Source organism: Streptomyces sp. NBC_00385 (assembly GCF_035917155.1).
Lineage (GTDB): Bacteria > Actinomycetota > Actinomycetes > Streptomycetales > Streptomycetaceae > Streptomyces > Streptomyces poriferorum.
In genome coordinates this window covers 3,331,753-3,356,336 of sequence record NZ_CP107951.1, presented here as the reverse complement: position 1 = coordinate 3,356,336, position 24,584 = coordinate 3,331,753, and the positions used below count along the sequence as shown (strand labels likewise).

Sequence of the window (24,584 nt, the reverse complement as noted above, 5' to 3'; positions counted from 1 at the left end):
TGTCTTACGCTCCGCTCTGTGCCGAAAGGCGTTGGGCAGGGCTTGTCCGTCATGCGGCCGATGATCGGCCAATTTGAGAAGCCCCCTGGCAACAGGGGGAGGAGTCACTCAAGGATCTTGCCGCAACAGGATCGGTCCAGGCAGCCGGATTCATCGAACGGGCGCTTGCCTGAACGCATAAGCGGGTCCCCGGCTTGGCCGGGGACCCGCTTATGCGCAGTACGGAGCGTCAGGCCTTGGCCTCGCCCAGCAGCTTCTGGAGCCGGGAGACGCCCTCGACCAGGTCGTCGTCACCCAGCGCGTAGGAAAGACGCAGGTAGCCCGGGGTGCCGAAGGCCTCGCCCGGAACGACCGCGACCTCGGCCTCGTCCAGGATCAGCGCCGCCAGCTCGACCGACGTGGCCGGACGCTTGCCGCGGATCTCCTTGCCGAGCAGCTCCTTCACCGACGGGTACGCGTAGAACGCGCCCTCGGGCTCGGGGCACAGGACGCCGTCGATCTCGTTGAGCATCCGCACGATGGTCTGCCGTCGTCGGTCGAAGGCGGTGCGCATCTCGGCGACCGCGTCCAGGTTCCCGGAGACGGCTGCCAGCGCGGCGATCTGGGCGACGTTGGAGACGTTGGAGGTGGCGTGCGACTGCAGGTTCGTCGCCGCCTTCACCACGTCCTTGGGGCCGACGATCCAGCCCACGCGCCAGCCGGTCATCGCGTACGTCTTGGCGACACCGTTGACCACGATGCACTTGTCACGCAGCTCGGGCACGATCGCCGGCAGCGAGGTGAACTTCGCGTCGCCGTAGACGAGGTGCTCGTAGATCTCGTCGGTCAGCACCCACAGACCGTGCTCGACGGCCCACTTGCCGATCGCCTCGGCCTCCGCCTCGCTGTAGACCGCACCGGTCGGGTTCGACGGGGAGACGAACAGGACGACCTTCGTACGCTCCGTGCGCGCGGCCTCCAGCTGCTCCACCGAGACCCGGTACCCGGTGGTCTCGTCGGCGACGACATCCACCGGTACGCCGCCGGCGAGGCGGATCGACTCGGGGTAGGTGGTCCAGTACGGCGCCGGGACGATGACCTCGTCGCCCGGGTCGAGGATCGCGGCGAAGGCCTCGTAGATGGCCTGCTTGCCGCCGTTGGTCACCAGGATCTGGGAGGCGTCGACCTGGTAGCCGGAGTCGCGCAGCGTCTTCTCGGCGATGGCGGCCTTGAGCTCGGGGAGCCCGCCCGCCGGGGTGTAGCGGTGGTACTTCGGGTTGCGGCAGGCCTCGACCGCGGCGTCGACGATGTAGCCGGGGGTCGGGAAGTCGGGCTCGCCCGCGCCGAAGCCGATCACCGGACGGCCGGCGGCCTTGAGGGCCTTGGCCTTGGCGTCGACGGCGAGGGTGGCGGACTCGGAGATGGCACCGATGCGGGCGGAGACCCGGCGCTCGGAGGGAGAAGTAGCAGCGCTCATGCCCCCATGCTCGCAGACCGTATTCCCCGTCGGCACAGGGGTTTCAGGGACCGGACAGCAGCCGGACACCATGTGGACGGACGACCGGACAGCATCGGACAGGAACGGTCGGGAGCTATCTGTTCGACGCCGGGCCGCTGAGCACGTACACTCACCTGTCGTTGGCCTTCACCAGCCGCACCGTTCCTGCACTCGGAGCATCCGGGGACATGCGGTAGGTTGGTGGAAACCACAAAGGGTCGTAGCTCAATTGGTAGAGCACTGGTCTCCAAAACCAGCGGTTGGGGGTTCAAGTCCCTCCGGCCCTGCTACACACTCCTTCGCCAGGATGTGTGCGCATGTACGTACTTCAATGCACTGCCGTGCGGCTTCACCGGGCGCGGCACGGCCATGACCCGGAATCAGGTGAGAAGCGTGACGGACGCCGTGGGCTCCATCGACATGCCTGATGCCGAGGATGAAGTCCCCGAGTCGAAGAAGAAGACCCGGAAGGGCGGCAAGCGCGGCAAGAAGGGCCCTCTGGGCCGTCTCGCGCTCTTCTACCGCCAGATCGTCGCCGAGCTCCGCAAGGTTGTCTGGCCGACTCGCAACCAGCTGACGACATACACCTCCGTGGTGATTGTGTTCGTAGTCGTCATGATTGGTCTTGTTACCGTGATTGACTTCGGTTTCCAGCGGGTCATCAAGTACGTCTTCGGCTGATCCCGCGGAGGGCGCCTCATGGGGGCGCCCCTTTCGCATGTTCCACCCATTTGTATCCAGGAAGAAGCAGCCACCGTGTCTGACCCGAACCTGAACGACGCCGTCGAGCCGACGGCGGGCGCCTTCGAGTCCGCCGAGGACGAGCTCGACATCGTCGAGGCGGCGGACGCTGAGGAGCCGGACCAGGCTGAAGCTGCCGACGCCGCCGCGGGTGAGCCCGCGGAGCAGGCCGCCGTGCACGTCGAGGACGCCGCCGAAGCCGACGACGAGGCCCCTGCGGCCGAAGCCGGTGACGACGAGGACGAGAGCCCCGAGGTCGAGGAAGCCGCCGACGAGGCCGACGAGGAAGAGGCCGAGCCGGCCGAGCCCGTCGACGCCGTCACCGCCCTGCGCGAGGAGCTCCGCACCCTTCCGGGCGAGTGGTACGTCATTCACACGTACGCCGGTTACGAGAAGCGTGTGAAGGCCAACCTGGAGCAGCGCGCCGTCTCGCTGAACGTGGAGGAGTTCGTCTATCAGGCCGAGGTGCCTGAGGAGGAAATCGTCCAGATCAAGAACGGCGAGCGCAAGAACGTCCGGCAGAACAAGCTCCCGGGCTACGTCCTGGTGCGCATGGACCTGACGAACGAGTCCTGGGGCGTCGTCCGTAACACGCCCGGCGTGACCGGCTTCGTGGGCAACGCCTACGACCCGTACCCGCTGACCCTGGACGAGATCGTCAAGATGCTCGCCCCGGAGGCCGAGGAGAAGGCAGCCCGCGAGGCAGCCGAGGCCGAGGGCAAGCCGGCTCCGTCCCGCAAGGTCGAGGTCCAGGTGCTGGACTTCGAGGTGGGCGACTCGGTCACCGTCACCGACGGCCCCTTCGCGACTCTGCAGGCGACGATCAACGAGATCAACGCCGACTCCAAGAAGGTCAAGGGTCTCGTGGAGATCTTCGGCCGGGAGACTCCGGTCGAGCTCAGCTTCGACCAGATCCAGAAGAACTAGCGGTTATTCGCCAGCTTCTGGACACATGCCTACCGAGCAGGTCAGACCGGCTGTCACAGCAGGTCTGACCTGCTCGGTTTTTGGTCGCGCAGCTATACCCGTTATCGTTGTGCGGTATGCCTGCATCCGGATGACCGGATGACGGCGAAAACTCTCACTAGGACCCGGAGAGAGCACATGCCTCCCAAGAAGAAGAAGATCACGGGGCTTATCAAGCTCCAGATCAACGCCGGTGCGGCCAACCCGGCCCCGCCGGTCGGCCCCGCACTGGGCCAGCACGGCGTCAACATCATGGAGTTCTGCAAGGCCTACAACGCCGCGACCGAGTCGCAGCGTGGCATGGTCGTGCCGGTGGAGATCACGGTCTACGACGACCGTTCCTTCACCTTCATCACCAAGACTCCGCCGGCCGCCAAGCTGATCCTCAAGGCCGCGGGTGTGGACAAGGGCTCCGGCGAGCCGCACAAGACCAAGGTCGCCAAGCTGACGGCCGCCCAGGTCCGCGAGATCGCCACGACGAAGCTTCCCGACCTGAACGCCAATGACCTCGACGCCGCGTCGAAGATCATTGCCGGCACCGCCCGTTCCATGGGCATCACGGTCGAAGGCTGATTCAGCCCCACCCCCCAGTGGTAGGACCAAGCGCCGGTCCGCACCACGACTCCACATTCTGAAACCACAGGAGTAGAAGTGAAGCGCAGCAAGAACCTCCGCGCTGCGGACGCCAAGATCGACCGGGCGCGTAACTACGCCCCGCTCGAGGCCGTCCGTATCGCCAAGGACACCGCCTCCACGAAGTTCGACAGCACCGTCGAGGTCGCGTTTGCCCTGGGTGTTGACCCGCGCAAGGCCGACCAGATGGTCCGTGGCACCGTGAACCTCCCGCACGGCACCGGCAAGACCGCCCGGGTCCTGGTCTTCGCGACCGGTGACCGTGCTGCGGCCGCGGAAGCCGCGGGCGCCGACATCGTCGGCGCCGACGAGCTCATCGACGAGGTGGCGAAGGGCCGTCTGGACTTCGACGCCGTCGTCGCGACCCCGGACCTCATGGGCAAGGTCGGCCGCCTCGGCCGCGTGCTCGGTCCGCGTGGTCTGATGCCGAACCCGAAGACCGGCACCGTCACCCCCGACGTCGTGAAGGCTGTCAACGACATCAAGGGCGGCAAGATCGAGTTCCGCGTCGACAAGCACTCGAACCTGCACTTCATCATCGGCAAGACCTCGTTCGACGAGACCAAGCTGGTGGAGAACTACGCAGCGGCGCTGGACGAGATCCTCCGTCTGAAGCCGTCCGCCGCCAAGGGCCGCTACATCAAGAAGGCCACGCTGGCCACCACGATGGGCCCCGGCATCCCGCTGGACTCCAACCGCACCCGTAACCTCCTCGTCGAGGAGGACCCGGCCTCCGTCTGAGCCACCGCGCTCGTACGACCGCCGTGTCACGTGTGACATTGACGGGCCCCGCAACCTTTCGAGGTGCGGGGCCCGTCCTCGTATGTACGTACCAGTGGCTGTCGGTGCCGTGCGTTAGCGTGCGGGGGACCGAGAGCCGAACGAGGGGTGGAAGCGGACATGAGGACCAGTACCGTACGGCGCGTTGGCCTGGCCGTGGCTGTGGCGGCGGCGCTGACGTCGGTCGGGGCCTGTGGCGGATCGGACGGCGGCTCCACGAGCAAGGGCAAGGACGCGAGCAGCGGCAGCGGGGTGGTGAAGACCGACGCGATCGCCGCGCTGCTCGACGTGCAGAAGAAGACCGGCGCCGCCAGCTCGGCGAAGGTCGAGGGCACCATGACCGTGGGCAGTGCCATGTCCATGAAGCAGTCCGGAGCGCTCGACTGGAGCGACGGTGTCAGCGGCAGCATGGAGATCACGTACACCGGCGGCGCCATGGCCGACACCCTGAAGAAGTCCGGCGGCAACGGCACGATGCAGGCCCGCTACTTCAAGGACGGCTACGCGGCGGACATGGGCGCGGCGATGGCCCGGCAGACCGGTGGCAAGCGCTGGATCAGCTACTCCTACGAGGACCTCGCCGAGCTCGGGGGCGCCTCCGGGGCGGCGATGCAGGACCAGATGCAGAACACCACTCCCGACCAGGGAGTGAAGTCGCTGCTGGCCTCCGGTGATGTGAAGGAGGTCGGCAAGGAGCAGGTCCGGGGTGTCGCCACCACGCACTACTCCGGCACGGTCGACGTCGCCGAGCTGACCGCCAAGACGTCGAAGCTGGACGCCGACCAGCTGACCGCCCTCAAGAAGCAGCTCAACGACGCCGGGATCACCACGGAGACGGTCGACATCTGGGTCGACGAGAACGACCTGCTGGTGAAGAAGAGCGAGCGCGGGCAGATGAAGACCGGCGAGCTCAACACGACCATGTTCTACAGCGACTACGGGACCAAGGTCTCCGTCGAGCGGCCCCCGGCCGGCGAGACCATCGGGTTCAAGGAACTGCTCCAGCAGCAGCAGGGCGCGACCGCGGGAGCGTCCTAAACCTTCCGGACCACCCGAACCGGGACGGATTTGCCCGGCGCGACCCCTGTCGCGTACTCTTCTGCAGAAGCCAAAGACCGCTGGTCGTTGCTGAAGCCCGCAAGGGTGACGGCAACCGAAGGATCCGTTGAATGCGGACGACCTGCGCAGGTGACTGTGGAAAAGCTCCCGTACTTTGTTCGGTCGAGCTTCGCCCTGGCGCCTGCGCCGGGGCGTTTCGTCTTTTCCGGGCCCTTTTGAGCGGTCCTCATCACCCGGAAGGAGGCCGACGCTCATGGCAAGGCCCGACAAGGCTGCAGCGGTAGCCGAGCTCGCGGACCAGTTCCGCAGCTCGAACGCCGCCGTGCTGACCGAGTACCGGGGTCTCACCGTGGCACAGCTCAAGCAGCTGCGCCGTTCGCTCGGTGAGAACGCCCAGTACGCCGTGGTGAAGAACACGCTGACCAAGATTGCGGCCAACGAGGCCGGGATCGACACGCTGGACGACCTGTTCGCAGGTCCGACGGCGGTTGCCTTCGTCACCGGTGACCCGGTGGAGTCGGCGAAGGGTCTTCGTGACTTCGCCAAGGACAACCCCAACCTCATCATCAAGGGCGGTGTCCTTGACGGTAAGGCGCTGTCCGCCGATGAGATCAAGAAGCTCGCGGACCTCGAGTCCCGCGAGGTTCTGCTCGCCAAGCTGGCCGGCGCCATGAAGGGCAAGCAGACGCAGACTGCGCAGCTCTTCCAGGCTCTGCCGTCGAAGTTCGTCCGCACCGCGGAAGCTCTTCGTGCCAAGCGGGAAGAGCAGGGCGGTGCCGGTACTCCGGCTCCCGCCGAGGCTGCCGAGTAATTTCGCTCAGCGGTCCAGCGGGCTCCACGTACGCCCGCCGACATATACATCCGGCACCTGCCGAATAGTGGAAGGACGCCATCATGGCGAAGCTCAGCCAGGAAGACCTGCTCGCTCAGTTCGAGGAGCTCACCCTCATCGAGCTCTCCGAGTTCGTTAAGGCCTTCGAGGAGAAGTTCGACGTCACCGCCGCCGCGGCCGTCGCCGCCGCTCCGGTCGCTGCCGCCCCGGCCGAGGCCGCTGCCGAGCAGGACGAGTTCGACGTCATCCTCACCGCCGCCGGTGACAAGAAGATCCAGGTCATCAAGGTCGTGCGTGAGCTGACCTCCCTCGGCCTGAAGGAGGCCAAGGACCTCGTCGACGGCGCCCCGAAGCCCGTCGTCGAGAAGGTCGCCAAGGAGGCCGCCGAGAAGGCTGCCGAGTCCCTCAAGGCCGCCGGCGCCTCCGTCGAGGTCAAGTGACCCAGCGAGTCTTCTGACTCCTTAGGACCCCCGTGCCGTGAGGCGTGGGCGTCACTTCGCGAAAGGCGATCACCCGTATGGGTGGTCGCCTTTCGGCGTACCCGCGGTGGGTGCCTTGCTCTTCGCGCGGTGACGAGTATGGTGATCTTCGCCGTGCGCCTCTCGTGGGGAGCACGGGTGGCGCCGAGAGGCGGCGGGACGCGGGTCTCGGGGCCCGTACCGGCTGGGGGGCCTTGACGAACCGCACGAGGCGCGCAATTCTCAAGGCGCGTCGTCACATCGATCCGAATCCGAGGCATGGATCGATGGCGAAGAGGGCAGTAAAGAAGAGCGCACCCCGCGCAGGGCTAGACATAGGTGTTGAGAACAGCTGTTGAGAGCAACGTGGGTCTCTGAGAACCCCGACTGGACATCAGTGTGCCGCTTGGCTACACTGACCCTTTGCGCTGCCTGTTAGCTGCCTCCTGCCCGTCACCAGGGGCATACCCATCTTGTGCACCGTGGACCGTTCGTCCCTCACCTGGGATATCTGTCCACCTGTCCAGTTTGGGACCGGTACGCGCGTAGTGAGTCCGAGCCCTCGGAAGGACCCCCTCTTGGCCGCCTCGCGCAACGCCTCGACCGCGAATACGAACAACGGTGCCAGCACCGCCCCGCTGCGCATCTCCTTTGCAAAGATCAAGGAGCCCCTCGAGGTTCCGAACCTCCTCGCGCTGCAGACCGAGAGCTTTGACTGGCTCCTCGGTAACGCCGCCTGGAAGGCTCGCGTCGAGGCTGCTCTGGACAGTGGACAAGACGTCCCCACCAAGTCCGGCCTGGAGGAGATCTTCGAGGAGATCTCACCGATCGAGGACTTCTCCGGGTCGATGTCGCTTACGTTCCGCGACCACCGCTTCGAGCCCCCCAAGAACTCGATCGACGAGTGCAAGGAGCGCGACTTCACGTTCGCCGCCCCGCTCTTCGTCACGGCCGAGTTCACCAACAACGAGACCGGCGAGATCAAGTCCCAGACGGTCTTCATGGGCGATTTCCCGCTCATGACCAACAAGGGCACCTTCGTCATCAACGGCACCGAGCGTGTCGTTGTGTCGCAGCTGGTCCGCTCGCCGGGTGTCTACTTCGACTCCTCGATCGACAAGACGTCCGACAAGGACATCTTCTCCGCCAAGATCATCCCTTCCCGGGGTGCCTGGCTGGAGATGGAGATCGACAAGCGCGACATGGTCGGTGTCCGCATCGACCGCAAGCGCAAGCAGTCCGTCACCGTTCTCCTGAAGGCTCTCGGCTGGACCACCGAGCAGATCCTCGAGGAGTTCGGCGAGTACGAGTCCATGCGCGCCACCCTGGAGAAGGACCACACCCAGGGCCAGGACGACGCGCTGCTCGACATCTACCGCAAGTTGCGTCCGGGCGAGCCGCCGACGCGCGAGGCCGCTCAGACGCTGCTCGAGAACCTCTACTTCAACCCGAAGCGCTACGACCTCGCGAAGGTCGGCCGCTACAAGGTGAACAAGAAGCTCGGCGCGGATGAGCCGCTCGACGCCGGTGTCCTCACCAGCGACGACATCATCGCGACCATCAAGTACCTGGTGAAGCTGCACGCCGGGGAGACCGAGACGACCGGCGAGTCCGGCCGGGAGATCGTCGTCGAGACCGACGACATCGACCACTTCGGCAACCGTCGTCTGCGTAACGTCGGCGAGCTCATCCAGAACCAGGTCCGTACGGGTCTGGCCCGGATGGAGCGCGTCGTGCGTGAGCGCATGACGACTCAGGACGTCGAGGCCATCACGCCGCAGACCCTGATCAACATCCGGCCGGTCGTCGCCTCCATCAAGGAGTTCTTCGGCACCAGCCAGCTGTCGCAGTTCATGGACCAGAACAACCCGCTGTCGGGTCTCACCCACAAGCGCCGCCTGTCGGCTCTTGGCCCGGGTGGTCTGTCCCGTGAGCGGGCCGGCTTCGAGGTCCGTGACGTGCACCCGTCCCACTACGGACGCATGTGCCCGATCGAGACCCCTGAAGGCCCGAACATCGGTCTGATCGGTTCGCTCGCCTCGTACGGCCGCGTCAACGCGTTCGGCTTCATCGAGACGCCGTACCGCAAGGTCGTCGACGGCCAGGTCACCGACGAGGTCGACTACGTCACGGCCGACGAGGAAGACCGTTACGTCATCGCCCAGGCGAACGCGACGCTCTCCGACGAGCTGCGCTTCACCGAGCCCCGCGTCCTGGTCCGCCGTCGTGGCGGAGAGGTCGACTACGTGCCTGGCACCGAAGTCGACTACATGGACGTCTCGCCGCGCCAGATGGTGTCCGTCGCCACCGCGATGATCCCGTTCCTGGAGCACGACGACGCCAACCGTGCCCTCATGGGCGCGAACATGATGCGGCAGGCGGTGCCGCTGATCAAGTCGGAGGCCCCGCTCGTCGGCACCGGCATGGAGTACCGCTGCGCCACCGACGCCGGTGACGTACTGAAGGCCGAGAAGGACGGTGTGGTCCAGGAGGTCTCCGCGGACTACATCACCGTGACCAACGACGACGGCACGTACACCACGTACCGGATCGCGAAGTTCATGCGCTCCAACCAGGGCACCTCGGTCAACCAGAAGGTCGTCGTCTCCGAAGGCGACCGGGTGGTCGCCGAGCAGGTGCTCGCCGACGGTCCGGCCACCGAGAACGGTGAGATGGCCCTCGGTAAGAACCTGCTCGTGGCGTTCATGCCGTGGGAGGGTCACAACTACGAGGACGCGATCATCCTGTCGCAGCGCCTCGTGCAGGACGACGTCCTCTCCTCGATTCACATCGAGGAGCACGAGGTCGACGCCCGTGACACCAAGCTCGGTCCGGAGGAGATCACCCGGGACATCCCGAACGTCTCCGAAGAGGTCCTCGCGGACCTCGACGAGCGCGGCATCATCCGTATCGGTGCCGAGGTCACGGCCGGTGACATCCTCGTCGGCAAGGTCACGCCCAAGGGCGAGACCGAACTGACCCCCGAGGAGCGCCTGCTCCGCGCGATCTTCGGTGAGAAGGCGCGCGAGGTGCGCGACACCTCGCTGAAGGTGCCGCACGGCGAGATCGGCAAGATCATCGGCGTCCGCGTCTTCGACCGCGAAGAGGGCGACGAGCTGCCGCCGGGCGTGAACCAGCTGGTCCGCGTCTACGTGGCGCAGAAGCGCAAGATCACCGATGGTGACAAGCTCGCCGGCCGTCACGGCAACAAGGGCGTCATCTCGAAGATCCTCCCGATCGAGGACATGCCGTTCCTGGAGGACGGCACCCCGGTCGACATCATCCTCAACCCGCTGGGTGTCCCGTCCCGAATGAACCCGGGACAGGTCCTGGAGATCCACCTCGGCTGGCTCGCCAGCCGCGGCTGGGACGTCTCCGGCCTCGGTGACGAGTGGGCCAAGCGCCTGCAGCTCATCGGCGCCGACCAGGTAGCCCCCGGCACCAACGTCGCCACGCCCGTCTTCGACGGTGCGCGCGAGGACGAGATCACCGGCCTCTTCCAGGCCACGATCCCGAACCGCGACGGCGACCGGCTGGTCCAGCCCTCGGGCAAGGCCAACCTGTTCGACGGCCGCTCCGGCGAGCCGTTCCCGGAGCCGGTCTCGGTCGGCTACATGTACATCCTCAAGCTCCACCACCTCGTCGACGACAAGCTGCACGCTCGTTCGACGGGTCCGTACTCCATGATCACCCAGCAGCCGCTGGGTGGTAAGGCTCAGTTCGGTGGACAGCGCTTCGGTGAAATGGAGGTGTGGGCCCTTGAAGCTTATGGCGCCGCTTACGCCCTCCAGGAGCTGCTGACGATCAAGTCCGACGACGTGACCGGCCGCGTGAAGGTCTACGAGGCCATCGTCAAGGGCGAGAACATCCCCGAGCCCGGCATTCCCGAGTCCTTCAAGGTGCTCATCAAGGAAATGCAGTCGCTCTGCCTCAACGTGGAGGTGCTGTCCTCGGACGGCATGTCCATCGAGATGCGCGACACGGACGAGGACGTCTTCCGCGCGGCGGAGGAGCTCGGTATCGACCTGTCCCGGCGCGAGCCGAGCAGCGTCGAAGAGGTCTGACGGGTTGGCCGGCCGGATCCCCGTGATCCGGCCGGCTCTCCCCGGACCCGTTCAGACCATTGCTGAAGTGCCCCGATTTCTCGCGTGAAGCGAGGGGGCTCGAACCCCCGAAAGAGGGATTGACGACAAGTGCTCGACGTCAACTTCTTCGACGAGCTGCGGATCGGCCTTGCCACCGCGGACGACATCCGGACCTGGTCCCACGGCGAAGTGAAGAAGCCGGAGACCATCAACTACCGCACGCTCAAGCCCGAAAAGGACGGACTCTTCTGCGAGAAGATCTTCGGTCCGACCCGGGACTGGGAGTGCTACTGCGGCAAGTACAAGCGTGTCCGCTTCAAGGGCATCATCTGTGAGCGCTGTGGCGTCGAGGTCACTCGCGCCAAGGTGCGCCGTGAGCGCATGGGCCACATCGAGCTTGCCGCTCCCGTCACCCACATCTGGTACTTCAAGGGCGTCCCGTCGCGCCTGGGCTACCTGCTGGACCTCGCGCCGAAGGACCTCGAGAAGGTCATCTACTTCGCCGCGTACATGATCACGTTCGTCGACGAGGAGCGCCGCACCCGCGACCTCCCGTCGCTGGAGGCTCACGTCTCCGTCGAGCGCCAGCAGGTCGAGAACCGTCGCGACTCGGACCTCGAGAACCGCGCCAAGAAGCTCGAGACCGACCTCGGCGAGCTCGAGGCCGAGGGCGCCAAGGCCGACGTGCGCCGCAAGGTGCGCGAAGGTGCCGAGCGTGAGATGAAGCAGCTGCGCGACCGTGCGCAGCGCGAGATCGACCGTCTCGACGAGGTGTGGAGCCGCTTCAAGAACCTCAAGGTCCAGGACCTCGAGGGCGACGAGCTGCTCTACCGCGAGCTGCGTGACCGCTTCGGCACGTACTTCGACGGCTGCATGGGTGCCGCTGCTCTGCAGAAGCGCCTGGAGTCGTTCGACCTCGACGAGGAGGCCGAGCGCCTCCGCGAGATCATCCGTACCGGCAAGGGCCAGAAGAAGACCCGTGCGCTCAAGCGCCTCAAGGTCGTCTCCGCGTTCCTGCAGACCAGCAACAAGCCCAAGGGCATGGTGCTCGACTGCGTGCCGGTCATCCCGCCGGACCTGCGTCCGATGGTGCAGCTGGACGGTGGCCGCTTCGCGACCTCCGACCTGAACGACCTGTACCGCCGCGTGATCAACCGCAACAACCGCCTCAAGCGTCTCCTTGACCTCGGTGCCCCCGAGATCATCGTGAACAACGAGAAGCGGATGCTGCAGGAGGCCGTCGACGCGCTGTTCGACAACGGCCGCCGCGGTCGCCCGGTCACCGGTCCCGGTAACCGCCCGCTCAAGTCCCTCAGCGACATGCTGAAGGGCAAGCAGGGCCGATTCCGTCAGAACCTTCTCGGTAAGCGTGTGGACTACTCCGCGCGTTCCGTGATCGTCGTCGGCCCGCAGCTGAAGCTGCACCAGTGCGGTCTGCCCAAGGCCATGGCGCTGGAGCTCTTCAAGCCGTTCGTGATGAAGCGCCTGGTGGACCTGAACCACGCGCAGAACATCAAGTCGGCCAAGCGCATGGTCGAGCGCGGCCGCACGGTCGTGTACGACGTCCTGGAAGAGGTCATCGCCGAGCACCCGGTTCTCCTGAACCGTGCGCCGACGCTGCACCGTCTCGGCATCCAGGCCTTCGAGCCGCAGCTGGTCGAGGGCAAGGCCATCCAGATCCACCCGCTCGTCTGCACCGCGTTCAACGCGGACTTCGACGGTGACCAGATGGCCGTGCACCTGCCGCTCTCCGCGGAGGCGCAGGCCGAGGCCCGCATCCTGATGCTGTCCTCGAACAACATCCTGAAGCCGGCCGACGGTCGTCCCGTCACCATGCCTACGCAGGACATGGTGCTGGGTCTGTTCTTCCTGACCACCGACGGTGAGCTCCGTGACACCAAGGGCGAGGGCCGCGCGTTCGGCTCCACGGCCGAGGCGATCATGGCGTTCGACGCCGGCGAGCTGGCGCTCCAGTCGTCCGTCGACATCCGCTTCCCGGTGGGCACCATCCCGCCGCGTGGCTGGGTGCCGCCGGTCGCCGAGGAGGGCGAGCCCGAGTACCAGCCGGGTGACACCTTCCGGCTGCGCACCAGCCTGGGCCGCGCGCTCTTCAACGAGCTGCTGCCCGAGGACTACCCGTTCGTCGACTACTCGGTCGGCAAGAAGCAGCTCTCCGAGATCGTCAACGACCTCGCCGAGCGCTACCCCAAGGTCATCGTGGCGGCGACGCTCGACAACCTGAAGGCGGCGGGCTTCCACTGGGCGACCCGTTCCGGGGTCACCGTCTCCGTTGCCGACATCGTCGTGCCCGAGGCCAAGAAGGCCATCGTCAAGGGCTACGAGGACCAGGACGAGAAGGTCCAGAAGCAGTACGAGCGCGGTCTGATCACCAAGGACGAGCGCACGCAGGAGCTCATCGCGATCTGGACCAAGGCGACCAACGAGGTTGCCGAGGCGATGAACGCGAACTTCCCCAAGACGAACCCCATCTTCATGATGGTTGACTCGGGTGCCCGAGGAAACATGATGCAGATGCGTCAGATCGCCGGTATGCGTGGTCTGGTGTCCAACGCCAAGAACGAGACGATTCCTCGTCCCATCAAGGCGTCCTTCCGTGAGGGCCTCACCGTTCTGGAGTACTTCATCTCCACGCACGGTGCCCGTAAGGGTCTGGCGGACACCGCCCTGCGTACCGCCGACTCGGGTTACCTGACCCGTCGTCTGGTGGACGTCTCGCAGGACGTGATCATTCGCGAGGAGGACTGCGGCACCGACCGTGGCCTCAAGCTGAAGATCGCGGTCAAGGGTGCCGACGGCGTCCTCCGCAAGACGGACGACGTCGAGACCTCGGTGTACGCCCGCATGCTCGCCGAGGACGTCGTCGTCGACGGCAAGGTCATCGCGCCTGCCAACGTCGACCTCGGTGACGTCCTGATCGACGCCCTGGTGGGCGCCGGCGTCGAGGAGGTCAAGACCCGCTCGGTCCTGACCTGTGAGTCCGCGGTCGGCACCTGTGCCTTCTGCTACGGACGCTCGCTCGCCACCGGCAAGCTGGTCGACATCGGTGAGGCGGTCGGCATCATCGCCGCCCAGTCCATCGGTGAGCCCGGTACCCAGCTGACGATGCGTACCTTCCACACCGGCGGTGTGGCCGGTGACGACATCACCCAGGGTCTGCCCCGAGTCGTCGAGCTCTTCGAAGCCCGTACGCCGAAGGGTGTCGCCCCGATCTCGGAGTCCGCAGGCCGGGTCCGGATCGAGGAGACGGAGAAGACCAAGAAGCTCGTGGTCACGCCGGACGACGGCAGCGAGGAGATTCCTTTCCCGATCTCCAAGCGCGCCCGTCTGCTGGTGGGCGAGGGCGACCACGTCGAGGTGGGCCAGAAGCTCACCGTGGGTGCCACCAACCCGCACGACGTGCTGCGGATCCTCGGTCAGCGTGCGGTCCAGGTCCACCTGGTCGGCGAAGTCCAGAAGGTCTACAACTCGCAGGGTGTGTCGATCCACGACAAGCACATCGAGATCATCATCCGGCAGATGCTCCGCCGCGTGACGATCATCGAGTCCGGCGACGCGGAACTGCTGCCGGGCGAGCTCGTCGAGCGCTCGAAGTTCGAGACCGAGAACCGTCGTGTGGTCCAGGAGAGCGGTCACCCCGCCTCCGGCCGACCGCAGCTGATGGGTATCACCAAGGCCTCGCTGGCGACGGAGTCGTGGCTGTCCGCGGCTTCCTTCCAGGAGACGACCAGGGTCCTGACGGACGCGGCGATCAACGCCAAGTCCGACTCCCTGATCGGCCTCAAGGAGAACGTCATCATCGGTAAGCTCATCCCGGCCGGTACGGGTCTGTCCCGCTACCGCAACATCCGGGTCGAGCCGACCGAGGAGGCCAAGGCCGCGATGTACTCGGCCGTCGGCTACGACGACATCGACTACTCGCCGTTCGGCACGGGCTCCGGCCAGGCCGTTCCGCTGGAGGACTACGACTACGGTCCGTACAACCAGTAAGGGCGTAAGTCACTGATCGGGCGGTTACCCCTTGTGGGTAGCCGCCCGTTCGGCGTTTGATGGGGTCCAGGGGATCCGAGGGGGCAGCGGTATGCGGCGGGGTGAGGGCTGATGCTGCTGCCGTCGCCGCTGGATGCGAGCTATCAGTGCGTACGACCGCTTCATGCGGTGAGTGGGCAGGCCGATCTGTTCGAGGTGCGTGACCGGGCGCAGCGGCCGCGCGTGGTGAAGATCTACCGCTTCGGGACGCGCGCCGATCGGCAGGTGTGGGACCGCCTGAAATACCTCGACCACCCGGCGCTGATGCGGATTCTGGACAAGGGCACCCTCGCCGACGGGCGCGACTACGAGGTGATGCCGTACATGGCCGGCGGCACCGGTGAGGACCGGCCGGCGATGGCGGCCGATGACCTGTCGGGCCTGTTACGACGGCTTTCCAGCGGCATCAATCAGCTCCATCTCTCCGAGATCGTCCACCGCGACATCAAGCCCGCTAACCTCCTCTTCACCGACCGCGCCGGTACGGATGCGGTGCTGGCCGACTACGGCATCAGCAGGGTTCTGGACGGGGGGCACCACACCCGGTGGATGACGCACGGCTTCGCCCCGCCGGAGGCCTACGAGGGAGGGCCGGCGACTCCGGCGTACGACTGGTGGTCGCTCGGCATGACCGTACTGCGGATGGCCACCGGTGCCGGCCCCTACGACGGACTGACCGACGCGCAGATCATCGACCGGGTCAGGATGCAGGACGTGCCGCTGGGGTCGCTGGAGCGGCGGCTGGTGCCGCTGTGTCAGGGGCTGCTGAACCGGGATCCGTTGCTCCGCTGGGGGCGGGACCGGGTGGTGGACTGGCTGGACGGGACGTCGGTGCGGGGGACCCCGACGCCGACCAGGCGCGAGGAGCCCGTGCGAGCGGCAGGCCCGGCGCCACAGGCAGCGGCGCCCCGGAACGCAACGCAGGCCGTACCGGTCGAGGCCCCGAGGGCCGGGGCGGTGCCGGAACTCGTCGTCGGCGAGCACACGTTCCGTTCCCGGGAGGCAGTGGCTGCGTGGATCCGCAGGGCCCCGGGCACGGCGACGGGCGAGCTGTTCGCGGACGGCGGCGGGCTTTCCGCTCAGGGGCGGCGGCTGACCGATTGGCTGAAGACGCTCGAGGTACGGGACGACCGGGACGCCGCCGCGCGGGAGAGGCTGACCGAAAGGGTGCTGCCGGGGAGCGGCGCCCTGTCGGTCAAGGTCGTCTGTCTGCTGCGGTGGCTGGATCCGGACGGCCTGCCGGTGGTGGCGGGCGGGCTGATGGACGTGGCTCGGCTGGTGCGGCTTTGCGAGGACGCGGCGACGAAGCCGGGCGGGGCGGCATTCGCCGTGGTGCGGGAGTGGTACGACACCCGGTTGTTTACCGAGATCGCCGCCTTCACCCCGCTGAGAGGGCTTGAGGGGGTCCGGCGGGCCTGGGGGGAGAGACTCGGAGTGTGGACCTCCGAGGGCGGTGCGTGCGGGGCGCCCGAGGAGTTGTTCCCGGCGAAGGAACGTGCCGCGCTGCCGTTGTTGCTGCTGTCCGTACTGCCGTACCCGGAGGCGGAGACGGCACTGGCGGTGCGGGCGCTCACGGTATCCGCACCGGCGGAGGCGTCGATGCCGTGGTACGACGCGATGCTGTCGGGGATGGGCGGGGACGGGACACCGGGGGGCTTGGTCGTACGGGCGCTGGGCGGGCGGCTCGCCCTGGCGGAGCAGACGCGCAGGGAACGCGCCCGGCTGGCTCAGAAGGAGCAGGAGCGGGCTCGGCAAGCGCGTGAGCAGCAGGAGCAGGAGCGCGAGCGGCAGGAAAAGGCTCGTAAGAAGCGTGAGCAGCACGAACGGGCACTCCAGGCGCAGCGAGTGACGGCTCAGGCGCGCGAGGTGGAAGAGGCGCTCCGGACGCAGGCCAGGAGCGAGGAGATCGCCAGGGCCAGAGCCCAGGAATCGTCCCGGGCGCAGGCGGCGGAGAAGGCGTGTGCCGCCGGACGGAAGGTCTTCCTGTTCGCCGGGACCTCCCACCGCACCACCACAGCACTGGCCGACACTGTACGGAAGAACTGGAAGGAGGCGACCAGGCAACTTCTCCCCGGCCGACCGGGCGCGACCCCGCCGAAGCTGTGGCTTCCCCTCTGCGAGTGGGCGAGGCAACTGACGAACCTGACGGTTGCTCAGCGCGAGACCCTGCACTTCTTCTTCGGGTCCCGGCTGCCGGATGCTTCGTCCCCGGAGGTGAAACTGCTGCGACTGCTGCACTGGCTCGATCCGAGCGGGCCTCCCGTGGTGAAGGGGCGGCTCATCGAACTGCCCGGGTTGATCGCGGCCTGTGCGGCGGTGGTGCGTGGAGGAACCAAGCCCGGCAGCGGACACAGACAGGCTGTCAACCAGGTCATGGCCGAGGGCGTGCTGACCGCACTGAGCGTCTTCTATTCGTTCCGGGGCTTGGCCGGGGCCGAGGGGCGCCTGCAGCGCCTGGAGGGCGTACGGGCACTGGCCAGGGGCGAGCTGGCGAGGATCGCACCCTCGGCGACGGGGGTCCCTCAGTTCCGCGCGGCGGCGCTGCTGGCTGCCATCGACGACGAGCGGGCACGAACGGCCCTGAAGAGTGCGGCATGGCGCATCGCTCCGCGTCAGGGGAGCCCGGGCGAGTCGTTCGAGCGACTGGTGGAGCGGCTGGGGCCTGACGGGCTCGTGATCCGCGCGGCCTATGCCGACAAGGTGCCGGGGACGCCGGTGCGGAGGATTGCGGGAAATGGGCCGAAGCCGCAGCCCAAGAAGGCCGCCGCGAAGAAGGCCACGACGAAGAAGGCCACCACGGAGAAGAGCACACCGGCCAAGAAGGCCGCTACGAAGAAGAGCACACAGGCGAAGAAGACCAAGAACAAGACCGGCGGCCAGCCCCGGGCCCAGGCGCAGCATCCGCAGGTGCCGCCGAGGCCCCGGCACGCCCCGCAGTCGTCCACCGGGTCTGCGTTTCTGCGCAAGCTGGCACGGTGGCGGGACTTTCTGAGCGACACGTAGGGGACGAGCGGTGGGAGTAAGGGCATTGCGTTGTCTGTGTGGCGAAGTGGCCGTGGCCAGTGAGCAGTTGGTGTGCCGCAGTTGCTTTGTGCCGTACGGCCTGGTGGGTGTTCGGGAGCGTGGGCCCGGCCCCGGGGCCACGCGCCGGGAGGCCGGCATCGCTGCGGCGTCTCCACAGGGGATCCGGCTGGAGTTCGACGGGGGGACGGTCGAGGTCGTGGCGGGGGAGCAGGTCGTGCTCGGCCGGGGAGCGGGTGATGATCCTCGCCTGGAGTTCCTGTCCGACGAGACGCGGTTCGACCACCTTTCCTGGACGCACGCCACGGTGCGGGTGGACCCCGAGGGCGCCGCCTGGGTGCGCGACGAGAACTCCATGAACCACACCTACCTGGGGGAGCGCGCACTCGCCCCGGGGCAGTGGCAGCCGCTACGTGTCGGAGACCCTCTGCGCCTCGCCTCCGACGTGCGGGTCCGGGTCCGGGGCCTGCGCGCGTAGCGCCGGCGGCGTCAGGACGGTCTGCCCCACGGCCACCGCGAGCGGGTGCTCCACCCCCAGCCGCAGCGGAACCTGCTCCCGCAGCCGGGCCAGCCGCCGGGCGGCTGCGGCGGTCCGTCCCCGCGCGTGCAGGGCACGTGCCCGGCCGAGTTGGGCGGCGTACATGGCCGGGTGGCAGTGTTCGCCCAGCGCGTCCAGTGGAGCGGTCACCGTCTTGAACCCCTCGTCGGCCTCATCGGGACGCCCGGCGCGGAGCAGGGCCTCGGCGGCCTCCAGCCTGCGCCACAGGGTCTCCGGGGTGAGCTGCTCGGGTGGGTGAGGTGGCTGTGCGTGCTGACTCGTTTCCGCGTTCTGACCGGTCTCGTCGGCGATGCCGGTCCGGGCGGCCAGCGCTTCCGCCTCCCCGTATGAGCCGGGCGTGCCCTCTGCGGGGCGTGCGCCGTCCTGGCCGTCCGGGCCGAGCATGCCGCCCGGCCGTTCCCCGACGGCCTGCGCGTGGCCCGGCGTCCGCTCGGCCGGTCCGGTGGGGCTGTACGGGAGATGTCGTCCCGCCGCCGCGTTCAGCCGGTCCAGCTCGGTCGTCAGCCGCAGTTGCACGGACTTGGCGCTCGGCCGGTCGAGCGGGGACTTCGCCAGCATCCGGCCGAGCAGGGCGGCCAGAGCCTGAGGGGCCTCCCGGCAGTAGTCGGTAACCGGCCGCGGACGTGTCTCGCGTGCGCGGGCGAGCGCTTCCTCCGGGTGCGGCGAGTGGAAAGGGGAGCCGCCCGCCAGCAACGCGTACAACGTCACTCCCAGCGAGAAGACATCCGATGGCCGGCCCACCTCCTGGCCCGCGGTCGCTTGCTCGGGCGAGGCGAATCCGGGTGTGCAATGACTTTCCCGGTAGGGGGCGGTCAGTGGCGAGGCATTGGGCATCCACCCGTTGACCAGGCCGAAGTCGCAGATCAGTGCGGTGCCGTTGTGGGCAACCAGCACATTCGCCGGCTTGATGTCCCGGTGGGCGATCATCCGTTCGTGCGCTCCCGCGAGGCCGTCCGCTATCTGCGCGCCCAGCTCCAGGACCCGGCGCAGCGGGAGGCGTCCTGTCCGGGCGTGCAGGGTGGCCAGGCTCTCGCCCTCGACCAGTTCGAGGACCGCATAGGGGATGCCCCGGTGTTCTCCACCGTCGTACACGGCGACAATGTGCGGATGGCGGAGTGCGGCCAGCGTGCGCATCTCCCGGGCGAAGCGCGCGAGAGCCTCGGCCCCCTGGGCCGCGGAGACCTTCACCGCCACTTCGCGGTGCAGCCTGGTGTCGTACGCGGCGAAGACCGCACCCTGCGCGCCGGTTCCGAGGCGCTGCCGCAACTCGTACCGACTGTCCAGCGACTCGCCCACGTCCAGAGAGGGCCGGGAACCCCGGTCGAGGGTCAACGCCGGCCCCCCTTCCCCCGTCGCCGGCGTTTCGCATCGCGGGAGGGTGGCCGGATCAGAGTCGGCGCCACGTCCTGCGGGCCCGGCAGCGGAGCCGGTCCCGGCTGCTCGGCAGGCTCGACGAAGGGGAACTTCCGGCCGCTGATTTGCACTTCCACCCCTGTGTGCAGCCGCACGCTATGGCCCCGCCGCAGGGCCCACTCCTGATGGTTGCGCAGTTCCACCGGGTCGCCGCCGGGGCGTTGGACGACGCTGCCGTGCATGCTGGTGTCCCGGACCCGTACCGCGCCGTCGCGTACGTCCACCGTGAGGTGGCGACGGCTGACCTGTCTGCGGCCGACGTCGTCGAGCCACGGCCAGAGGTCGATCCCGTCCTCCTCTCCGGTGGCCCGCCCGACCGTGCGCGGGGTGCCGGCGATCACTGTGAAGCGGCTTCTGACGGTCCCGCCGACGATCGCCTTCAGCTGGGCGCGCTCCGGCGCTGGCCCGATGTCCGTCATGGCCGTCAGGTGCTCGGGGCAGCGGATCGCTCCGTTGCGGTATCTGGGGTACGGCTGTGCCGCCCCTGCCTTCCCACCGAACAGCCGGCACTTTGGCTCGGAGCACCGCCAGCGCCGGCTGAGCGCTTCCCTGCGTACTCCACCGCCCCTGCGGTCGTACATCCCCGCGCGCTTCAGTTCGGACTCCTCCAGCTTGCGGGAGACCTGCCACCGTGCGGGTACCGGCATGATCCGGGGGACCACGTCCACCCCGGTGCCGTCGGCATCCGGCACGGGCAGCAGGAAGGTGTCCGTGTTGCCGGCGACCCAGGGGAAGTCGTCGTGGAAGTCGTAGAAGTTGTCGCCGGAGACGACGGGCATGTCCAGGGCGTGGGCGAGCTCCAGGATGCGTCCGTCCGGCGAGGGAAGGACTTCGAGCAGGCCTTGTGCGGCCCAGGCACCGAGACTCTCGCGTTCCGCTCGTGACAGCCCCTTGTCGTACAAGAGTGACTCGTCGGCCATCGCGTAGATCTGCACGGACGGGTCACGGGCGAGTCCGGCCAAGGCTTCGCAGAGGAGGGCCAGCCGGGAGAGGTCGGCAGGTCTGCCGTCGGTGAGGCTGTCCTCGCGTACGACATTCGCCACATCTATGATGAAGTCGGCACCGGATGCGTCCAGCGAAAGATATTCCCCCGTATCCATGTCGGCACTGTAGGTGGCGCGCCGGAGTTTGCCCATGCGGAGCGGGCCGGTCCGGGGCGGTGCGATTCCGGGATTCCGGGCCGTCCGCCGCCCCGCGCGCGGGGGGCGGCGGGTCCGGTGCAGGGGCATTTGTTTTGACCCAGCTCGATGAGGTAGGTACGCTCAGACCTTGTGCCTGGGGTGTGCCTGGGCTCGTGTGCGTGTCCTCAACCGCACGGCGAGTCCGTCTTTGGCCACCGCGATCTGTGCTTCCACTGCTCCAGGGGAGTGGCCCGCAGCATCCGACACACCCGACCGCGTGGGTCGGGGAGTGTTCCAGGTTAGTTTCACCGACGGCACACAGAAACCGGAGAAGTAGTGCCTACGATTCAGCAGCTGGTCCGGAAGGGCCGGCAGGACAAGGTCGAGAAGAACAAGACGCCCGCGCTCGAGGGTTCGCCCCAGCGCCGCGGCGTCTGCACGCGTGTGTTCACGACCACCCCGAAGAAGCCGAACTCCGCGCTCCGGAAGGTCGCACGTGTGCGTCTGACCTCCGGCATCGAGGTCACGGCCTACATCCCGGGTGAGGGACACAACCTGCAGGAGCACTCCATCGTGCTCGTGCGTGGTGGCCGTGTGAAGGACCTGCCGGGTGTTCGTTACAAGATCATCCGCGGCTCCCTTGACACCCAGGGTGTCAAGAACCGCAAGCAGGCCCGCAGCCGCTACGGCGCCAAGAAGGAGAAGTAAGAATGCCTCGTAAGGGCCCCGCCCCGAAGCGCCCGGTCATCATTGACCCGGTCTATGGTTCTCCTCTTGTCACCTCGCTGATCAACAAGATCCTGCTCAACGGCAAGCGCTCCACCGCCGAGCGGATCGTGTACGGCGCCATGGAAGGCCTCCGCGAGAAGACCGGCGCTGACCCGGTCATCACGCTGAAGCGCGCGCTTGAGAACGTCAAGCCCTCGCTCGAGGTCAAGTCCCGCCGTGTCGGTGGCGCCACCTACCAGGTGCCGATCGAGGTCAAGCCCGGTCGCGCCGCCACTCTCGCGCTGCGCTGGGTCGTCGGTTACTCCCGCGCCCGTCGCGAGAAGACGATGACCGAGCGGCTCATGAACGAGCTGCTCGACGCCTCCAACGGTCTTGGCGCTGCCGTCAAGAAGCGCGAGGACACCCACAAGATGGCCGAGTCGAACAAGGCCTTCGCGCACTACCGCTGGTAGTCGCTTACCCCATCGAGACCGAGAGAAGATTGAGCCTTATGGCCACCACTTCGCTTGACCTGGCCAAGGTCCGCAACATTGGGATCATGGCCCACATCGACGCGGGCAAGACGACCACCACTGAGCGGATCCTGTTCTACACCGGCGTCTCGTACAAGATCGGTGAAGTCCACGACGGCGCTGCCACGATGGACTGGATGGAGCAGGAGCAGGAGCGCGGCATCACGATCACGTCCGCCGCGACGACCTGTCACTGGCCGCTCAATGATGTTGACCACACCATCAACATCATCGACACCCCGGGTCACGTCGACTTCACCGTCGAGGTGGAGCGTTCGCTCCGCGTCCTCGACGGTGCCGTCACCGTGTTCGACGGTGTGGCCGGCGTCGAGCCGCAGTCCGAGACCGTGTGGCGTCAGGCGGACCGCTACGGCGTGCCGCGTATCTGCTTCGTCAACAAGCTCGACCGCACCGGTGCCGAGTTCCACCGCTGTGTCGACATGATCGTCGACCGCCTGGGCGCCGTCCCGCTCGTCATGCAGCTCCCCATCGGCGCAGAGGCCGACTTCAAGGGCGTCGTCGACCTCGTGTCGATGAAGGCCTTCGTGTGGCCCGAAGAGGCCGCCAAGGGCGAGATGTACGACACGATCGAGATCCCGGACACCCACAAGGAAGCCGCCGAGGAATGGCGCGGCAAGCTCCTTGAGGCCGTCTCGGAGAACGACGACGCCATGATGGAGCTGTACCTGGAGGGCGAGGAGCCCACCGAGGAGCAGCTGCACGAGGCGATCCGTCGGATCACCCTCGCGTCGAAGGGCAGTGCCGACTCGGTCACCGTCACCCCGGTGTTCTGTGGCACCGCGTTCAAGAACAAGGGCGTTCAGCCCCTGCTCGACGCGGTCGTCCGCTACCTGCCTTCCCCCCTGGACGTCGAGGCCATCGAAGGCCACGACGTCAAGGACCCGGAGAAGGTCATCCAGCGGAAGCCCTCGGACGACGAGCCGTTCTCCGGCCTGGCGTTCAAGATCGCGAGCGACCCGCACCTCGGCAAGCTCACCTTCGTCCGGATCTACTCCGGTCGCCTCGAGGCCGGCACCGCGGTGCTGAACTCGGTCAAGGGCAAGAAGGAGCGCATCGGCAAGATCTACCGCATGCACGCGAACAAGCGTGAGGAGATCGCGTCGGTGGGCGCCGGTGACATCATCGCCGTCATGGGCCTGAAGCAGACCACCACCGGTGAGACGCTGTGTGACGACAAGAACCCGGTCATCCTGGAGTCCATGGACTTCCCGGCGCCGGTCATTCAGGTCGCCATCGAGCCCAAGTCCAAGGGTGACCAGGAGAAGCTGGGTGTCGCCATCCAGCGCCTCTCCGAGGAGGACCCGTCCTTCCAGGTGCACTCCGACGAGGAGACCGGCCAGACCATCATCGGTGGTATGGGCGAGCTTCACCTCGAGGTGCTCGTCGACCGCATGAAGCGCGAGTTCCGCGTCGAGGCGAACGTCGGCAAGCCGCAGGTCGCGTACCGCGAGACGATCCGTAAGGCCGTCGAGCGCATCGACTACACGCACAAGAAGCAGACTGGTGGTACCGGCCAGTTCGCGAAGGTGCAGATCGCCATCGAGCCCATCGAGGGTGGCGACGCGTCCTACGAGTTCGTCAACAAGGTCACCGGTGGCCGCATCCCCCGTGAGTACATTCCCTCGGTGGACGCGGGTGCTCAGGAAGCCATGCAGTTCGGCATCCTGGCCGGTTACGAGATGGTCGGCGTCCGCGTCACCCTTCTCGACGGTGGTTACCACGAGGTCGACTCCTCGGAGCTCGCCTTCAAGATCGCCGGTTCGCAGGCGTTCAAGGAGGGTGCCCGCAAGGCGTCCCCCGTGCTCCTTGAGCCGATGATGGCCGTCGAGGTCACCACGCCCGAGGACTACATGGGCGATGTCATCGGCGACCTCAACTCCCGCCGTGGCCAGATCCAGGCCATGGAGGAGCGCAGCGGCGCTCGCGTCGTGAAGGGCCTCGTGCCCCTCTCGGAGATGTTCGGCTACGTCGGAGACCTCCGCAGCAAGACCTCGGGTCGCGCAAGCTACTCGATGCAGTTCGACTCCTACGCCGAGGTTCCGCGGAACGTCGCCGAGGAGATCATCGCGAAGGCCAAGGGCGAGTAACTCCCCGAGTTGACGCTTTAGGCTTATCACCGGAGCCTGGTGG

General features: G+C 67.2%; 17 protein-coding genes and 1 tRNA gene. 15 read left to right on the top strand and 3 right to left on the bottom strand.

Annotated elements, in window-relative coordinates; all coding sequences use genetic code 11:
- Positions 1–229 precede the first annotated feature (229 nt).
- Positions 230–1,456, bottom strand: coding sequence for a pyridoxal phosphate-dependent aminotransferase (locus tag OG959_RS14695; RefSeq protein ID WP_326658598.1), 1,227 nt, complete (start codon positions 1,454–1,456; stop codon positions 230–232).
- 235 nt (positions 1,457–1,691) lie between these two features.
- On the opposite strand from OG959_RS14695, the gene OG959_RS14690 reads away from it, so the two are divergent.
- The 12 genes from OG959_RS14690 to OG959_RS14635 all read left to right on the top strand — a co-directional run bounded on the left by OG959_RS14690 (position 1,692) and on the right by OG959_RS14635 (position 18,577).
- Positions 1,692–1,764: transfer RNA gene (locus OG959_RS14690), tRNA-Trp, on the top strand.
- A gap of 106 nt (positions 1,765–1,870) precedes the next feature.
- Positions 1,871–2,158 (top strand): preprotein translocase subunit SecE, encoded by a 288-nt coding sequence (gene secE, locus OG959_RS14685; protein ID WP_073732696.1) that lies wholly within the window; start codon positions 1,871–1,873, stop codon positions 2,156–2,158.
- A gap of 75 nt (positions 2,159–2,233) precedes the next feature.
- Positions 2,234–3,145 (top strand): transcription termination/antitermination protein NusG, encoded by a 912-nt coding sequence (nusG, locus tag OG959_RS14680; protein ID WP_326658597.1) that lies wholly within the window; start codon positions 2,234–2,236, stop codon positions 3,143–3,145.
- A gap of 177 nt (positions 3,146–3,322) precedes the next feature.
- Positions 3,323–3,757, top strand: a complete 435-nt coding sequence (rplK, locus tag OG959_RS14675) for a 50S ribosomal protein L11 (protein ID WP_073740413.1) — start codon at positions 3,323–3,325, stop codon at positions 3,755–3,757.
- A 78-nt stretch (positions 3,758–3,835) separates the two neighbouring features.
- Positions 3,836–4,558 (top strand): 50S ribosomal protein L1, encoded by a 723-nt coding sequence (gene rplA, locus OG959_RS14670; protein ID WP_123461041.1) that lies wholly within the window; start codon positions 3,836–3,838, stop codon positions 4,556–4,558.
- A gap of 159 nt (positions 4,559–4,717) precedes the next feature.
- Positions 4,718–5,635, top strand: coding sequence for an LppX_LprAFG lipoprotein (locus OG959_RS14665; protein WP_326658596.1), 918 nt, complete (start codon positions 4,718–4,720; stop codon positions 5,633–5,635).
- A gap of 274 nt (positions 5,636–5,909) precedes the next feature.
- On the top strand, positions 5,910–6,467 hold the full coding sequence (rplJ, locus tag OG959_RS14660) for a 50S ribosomal protein L10 (protein WP_326658595.1): 558 nt from the start codon (positions 5,910–5,912) through the stop codon (positions 6,465–6,467).
- An 83-nt stretch (positions 6,468–6,550) separates the two neighbouring features.
- The gene (rplL, locus tag OG959_RS14655; RefSeq protein WP_326658594.1) at positions 6,551–6,928 is read left to right on the top strand and encodes a 50S ribosomal protein L7/L12; all 378 of its coding nucleotides are present in this window, start codon (positions 6,551–6,553) and stop codon (positions 6,926–6,928) included.
- 596 nt (positions 6,929–7,524) lie between these two features.
- Positions 7,525–11,010 (top strand): DNA-directed RNA polymerase subunit beta, encoded by a 3,486-nt coding sequence (gene rpoB / locus OG959_RS14650; protein ID WP_219567760.1) that lies wholly within the window; start codon positions 7,525–7,527, stop codon positions 11,008–11,010.
- Positions 11,011–11,139: 129 nt separating this feature from the next.
- Positions 11,140–15,039: a DNA-directed RNA polymerase subunit beta' gene (locus OG959_RS14645; RefSeq protein ID WP_148020217.1), complete on the top strand. Its 3,900-nt coding sequence runs from the start codon at positions 11,140–11,142 to the stop codon at positions 15,037–15,039.
- Positions 15,040–15,150: 111 nt separating this feature from the next.
- On the top strand, positions 15,151–18,081 hold the full coding sequence (locus OG959_RS14640) for a protein kinase domain-containing protein (RefSeq protein WP_326658593.1): 2,931 nt from the start codon (positions 15,151–15,153) through the stop codon (positions 18,079–18,081).
- A 46-nt stretch (positions 18,082–18,127) separates the two neighbouring features.
- Positions 18,128–18,577 (top strand): FHA domain-containing protein, encoded by a 450-nt coding sequence (locus OG959_RS14635; protein ID WP_326658592.1) that lies wholly within the window; start codon positions 18,128–18,130, stop codon positions 18,575–18,577.
- Here OG959_RS14635 and OG959_RS14630 read toward each other — a convergent pair.
- On the bottom strand, positions 18,509–19,990 hold the full coding sequence (locus OG959_RS14630) for a serine/threonine-protein kinase (protein ID WP_326658591.1): 1,482 nt from the start codon (positions 19,988–19,990) through the stop codon (positions 18,509–18,511). The genes OG959_RS14635 and OG959_RS14630 overlap by 69 nt on opposite strands.
- On the bottom strand, positions 19,987–21,171 hold the full coding sequence (locus OG959_RS14625) for a hypothetical protein (RefSeq protein WP_326658590.1): 1,185 nt from the start codon (positions 21,169–21,171) through the stop codon (positions 19,987–19,989). Before OG959_RS14625 ends, OG959_RS14630 begins: the two co-directional genes overlap by 4 nt.
- A gap of 357 nt (positions 21,172–21,528) precedes the next feature.
- Here OG959_RS14625 and rpsL point away from each other — a divergent pair, with 357 nt between their 5' ends.
- The 3 genes from rpsL to fusA are packed head-to-tail and all read left to right on the top strand — an operon-like array spanning position 21,529 to position 24,541.
- Positions 21,529–21,900 (top strand): 30S ribosomal protein S12, encoded by a 372-nt coding sequence (rpsL, locus tag OG959_RS14620; protein ID WP_003948652.1) that lies wholly within the window; start codon positions 21,529–21,531, stop codon positions 21,898–21,900.
- 2 nt (positions 21,901–21,902) lie between these two features.
- Positions 21,903–22,373: a 30S ribosomal protein S7 gene (gene rpsG, locus OG959_RS14615; RefSeq protein WP_014047773.1), complete on the top strand. Its 471-nt coding sequence runs from the start codon at positions 21,903–21,905 to the stop codon at positions 22,371–22,373.
- A 38-nt stretch (positions 22,374–22,411) separates the two neighbouring features.
- Positions 22,412–24,541: an elongation factor G gene (gene fusA / locus OG959_RS14610; protein WP_326658589.1), complete on the top strand. Its 2,130-nt coding sequence runs from the start codon at positions 22,412–22,414 to the stop codon at positions 24,539–24,541.
- Positions 24,542–24,584 lie beyond the last annotated feature (43 nt).